Raw genomic sequence first — 4600 nt, 5'->3', positions numbered from 1 at the left:
ATGTACTCAGTGATCCGTCCATTGACGGCGATGCGCGTGTGCCGCCCAATCTGAACGAATTGCACGGCTGATTCGTATTTCGCAGGCAGGTAGCGGGTGAGCGCGTCGGCACTTTCGTACATGTGCTGGTCCGCATCGAAGATGGGCGCGCCGACGAATTGCGACATGTGAACTCCTCATCTAGCCGAGATTTGCATCGCAAACTAGGTGCGGCTGAGTGCAACGTCAATGGATCGGCGCACACGTTATGTGGAGGCTCCATCGCATTTGCGATGTACGCAAGGTGGTGGAATGAGTTGTTCGGGGGTGCTTGCGCGCGGGTGGGGCTGCTCCTACTCAAAGAGAATTGTTGCTGTCCTTTTGAGCCAGAATTCTGCACACGGTGAGCACGCCCAGGTGGGAGTAGGCCTGCGGATGATTGCCAAGTCCCCGATTGGTGTCGGGATCAACTTGTTCGGGGAGCAATCCGGTAACTCCGGCTGAGGCGAGCATTGCGTCGAGAAGTTGCAGCGCATCATCAGAGGCGCCCATATGGACATAGGTTGCGGCCAGCCACGCCGCGCAAATATGCATGGCTCCTTCGCCGTGGGGCAGCCCATCGTCGTAGGTGTACCGATAGACACCTCCGCCATGTCGTAGCTCCTGCTCGATGTACGCCACGGTGCCGACGATCCGCTCGTGGGGCGCGGGGTAGCCCTCAAGAATTCCTTGCAGCACTGCGGCATCAGCATCGATGTGATCAGTCGCGGCGATGTAGGACTTCACCTGCTCGCTCCAATTGCTCGCCTCGATCTCGTCGAAGATCTCGCTACGCAATTGCATCCAGGCATGCACTTCACCACTGTTGTCACCTGCAGCTCGCTCGGCGATTGCGACACCAGCATTTATGGCAAGCCAACACATCATCCGAGAATGCGTATGGTGCTTGGGCTTGTCGCGAATCTCCCAGATGCCATGATCCGGCTCGCGCCAACGTCGAGCGACAGCCTCGACCATGCTCTGGGTCAGTGCCCATTCGTCATCGGTCACCGATGCCCTGCTCAATGACAGTTGGTCGATCAGCAGGCACACCGCACCGAAGACGTCGATCTGTAGTTGCCCCTGTGCGGCATTGCCCACGCGCACTGGCCTGCTTCCGGCGTATCCCGGCAAGGACTCGATGACGGCTTCCGCGCCGAGGCCATCGCCGTTGAGGCGGTACACAGGGCGAAGAGACTCAAGGCCAGGTGCCGATGAATCCACCGATTTCAGCCACGCAAGGAATGCTTCTGCCTCGGCAGTTGAGCCCACCGACACCAGCTCCCGTGCTGTGAGTGCCGCATCGCGAATCCAACAGAAGCGATAGTCCCAATTTCGCACACCGCCGAGAGATTCGGGCAGGCTCGTTGTTGCCGCCGCGAGGATGGCACCTGTGGGCTGATGGCACAGCGCGCGAAGGGTGAGTGCCGCACGTTTTTCCGCCTCGATTCGAATCCCGGGCAAATCAAGGGAGGTGAGCCATGAAGTCCAGAATGCAGAGGTCTTCTCCTGCCTGATCGCGCTCGACTCGGTGATGGATGCTGCCTCGTCATAGGCCCCGTAGCGCAACTCCAAGCTGATCGGCCCGGCCGATGGATCAACGGTTGCAGTCGCGGTCTGCTGACCGGCGTGCTCGGTGATATCCCATTCGATTCCTGGTGCGTACAGAGCCAGACTCTCAGAGCCCGCTGTCACGCGTAAGCCTTCGTCTCTGATCTCAATTGTGGTGGCAATGGTTCCGAAGAGCGGCCTCGGCGCGAAGACAATGCGCGCGGGAACGCTCCCGCTGAGCCGACGAATGATTGCAGCTGGTGATGGGCTCGATATGGCTGCAACAGGCATGAAATCGGCGATGGTGAGCCCGGCCCAACGAGTCTGAACGCTCAGTGAATGGCGCTGGTATGACTGAGCGAGCAATCGTCGTTCCCCAGCAGGCATGATGCTGAAGAACCCCGACGAGGTATCGCCGAGCAGCGCGGCGAAGATCGCTGGAGAGTCAGGTTCGGGCGCGCAGAACCAGTCGATGGAGCCTTGCGGGGAGAGCAGCGCCACGTTGGACATGCTCGATAGCAGGGTGTAATCCTCAATTGGCACCGCGTGGCCACCCAGTAGCCATGCTTGGCGCAGACCATGAAGATCTGAAAGGACTCGAGAGACTTCTGGAGGTCCCGATACCCGCCACGGTGCCGCGGTGGGTCCATTGCCAACCTTGACGCCAACATCGGGGCCAGCCAGCGTCTCGAATACGGATTCATCCGTAACGTCATCGCCAATGAACAGCACTGCGGATGCGCCAGTGCGATGCCGAAGTGCCGAGACCGCATCGGACTTCTGAGTGTCCGTCACGCTCAGCTCAATGACATCTTTGCCGTACCGAATATGCACGCCGGGGAACTGCCCCGGGCCCATAGCGATCTGGCGGATCAAGGGTTCGCGATCCTGTTCCTTGCATCGGCGTACGTGCACCGCCAAGCTGCCTGGCTTGGTTTCAACATGCGCGGCGGCAACGGAACCTGAGATCTCATCCACTGAGGTCTTGACCTGCTCGAGCAAGCGCAGTTGCTGGGCATCGAGTCGAAAATCAGCGTCCACTTCGGAGCCGTGACTCCCGACCAGATGGATCTCAGGTGGCAGGCGCGAGAGGGCTGCGAGGTCGCGTAGGGAACGACCGGAGACAACCGCCACAGTTGTCGATGGCAGGAGTGAAATCTGGCGAAGCGCCGTTATGGCCTCACTCAGTGGCCGTGCTTTCGCTGGATCATCGACCAGGGGGGCCAGGGTTCCGTCGTAATCGCAGCACACGAGCAGGTGGGGTGTGCGCGCAAGGGTCCTGAGCGGGATTTCCAGTGGATTGGATGACACCTCTGGCGCTGGCGAGTTGGACTCAAGCAGATCGAGAAAGGAATTGGCCCACGAGTTCACATCGAAGTCGAATACAACTTCTCGCATGGATTGCATGCGCTGAGCACGATCTGCTGCACTTGCCGTGACCGCATCACTTATGGCTTGCTCAACGCTGTCAGTGTCATATGGATTGACCAACCAGGCGTCAGTCAACTGTGCCGCGGAGCCAGTGAACTCACTCAGGACAAGCGCACCAGAGTTGTCATTGCGGCAGGCCACATACTCCTTGGCGACGAGATTCATGCCATCGCGCAAGGGAGTGACCAGCATGATGTCCGCAGCGAGATAGAGCGCCACGAGCTCCTCTGGAGTCAGCACTCGATGCAGGTAGTTGATCGGATTGGCTCCGATCTGTGCCAAGGATCCATTGAATCTGCCGACAAGGAGCTCCACCTCATCGCGAATCGTCTGGTACTCCCGGACGTCGCCACGCGTGGGCACCGCAACTTGCACAAGCACGGTGCTGGAAGGGTCTAGCCGCTTGGATTCAAGGAGTTCCGCGAAGGCACGCAGGCGAATGTCGATGCCCTTGGTGTAGTCGAGCCGGTCAACGCCAAGCATCAGCGTCTTGGGCTGACCGAGTTCGACTCGCAGTTCCTTGGCGCGTTGCTGCACGGCGGGATCCTTTGCCATTTCCGAGTAGGCGTCGGCATCAATGCCTATTGGGAAGGCGCCGACGCGCACCTGACGCCCATCGAACAGAATCTTTCCATCCTCGGTTCGCAGACCAAGAATGCGCTGGCAGGCGTCGATGAAGTGACTGACGTCCTGTTGAGACTGAAAGCCCACGAGGTCTGAACCCAGCAGCCCGCTGAGGATTTGAGCGCGCCATGGCAGTTGCGAGAACAAGCTGGCAGGGGGAAAGGGAATGTGCAGGAAGAAGCCGATCCTCAGATCTGGCCGTTGCTCTCGAAGATGGCCTGGAAGCAATTGAAGTTGATAGTCATGTACCCAGACTGTTGCCTGCTGCGCCGCCAGCGCTCCCACGGATCTCGCGAACAGCCCGGTTACGCGCTTGTATGCATCGAATTGATCGCGGTGGAATTCCGGTGTCACGATCGCCGAGTGATACAAGGGCCAAATTGCCGTGTTGGAGAAGCCTGCGTAATACAACTGGAAATCATCAGCGGGTATGGACACCGGCTCCAGTCGCGTGTTGCCAAAACTTCCGTAGTCATCGGCGCAAAGGTCGCCAGCGCCTACCCACACAGATGTCCGGTTGCGCAGCACAGGATCCAATGCGCTGACCAGACCACCAGGCGCGCGGTGCCACGACAGAATTGCCTGATCAGGATCATCGTTGGCGTAGATCGGCTCTACTGGCAGCCGATTCGCGACAACGATGAAATCACCGCTGGAATCCCCGGTCTGTGTCATAGCTGTTTTGACCATAACAAGCGCGTAGATCCTGAAGGCAACGCGCAGGTCGCAGCTTCAGCTCAATTTCGAACCAACTACATCCAAGTACTGGGCGTGTCCGTCAGCGGTTGAAGGCGAAGCTCTCATCAACCAGTTGCTCACTCAGTGTCCACAGGGCTTCGGCAGTATCGGCGTCAAGCGCGTAGGCCTTGACCCCTCCTAAAGAGTCAGTCTGGTTGATGCTCGCAACATTGCAGTCCTCAAGGAACTTTCCGCCGATTTCTTCCGGAGATGCCACACAGGCAGCCCAGACGGTTGT

General features: G+C 59.0%; 3 protein-coding genes. All 3 read right to left on the bottom strand.

Annotated features, from left to right (window positions below):
- A partial coding sequence (locus tag Q8M73_01750) for an amidohydrolase (protein ID MDP2287275.1) occupies nucleotides 1–167 on the bottom strand: 167 nt, incomplete at its 3' end.
- A gap of 169 nt (nucleotides 168–336) precedes the next feature.
- Nucleotides 337–4299, bottom strand: coding sequence for a bifunctional alpha,alpha-trehalose-phosphate synthase (UDP-forming)/trehalose-phosphatase (locus Q8M73_01745; GenBank protein MDP2287274.1), 3963 nt, complete (start codon nucleotides 4297–4299; stop codon nucleotides 337–339).
- A 103-nt stretch (nucleotides 4300–4402) separates the two neighbouring features.
- Nucleotides 4403–4600: shikimate dehydrogenase (locus Q8M73_01740; GenBank protein ID MDP2287273.1), on the bottom strand; the 198-nt coding region annotated here is incomplete at its 5' end.

This window comes from Actinomycetota bacterium (assembly GCA_030684515.1).
In the GTDB taxonomy this organism is placed as follows: domain Bacteria; phylum Actinomycetota; class Actinomycetes; order S36-B12; family S36-B12; genus UBA11398.
Note: the sequence above shows the minus strand (reverse complement) of the source record. Positions and strands in the feature narration are given on the sequence as shown.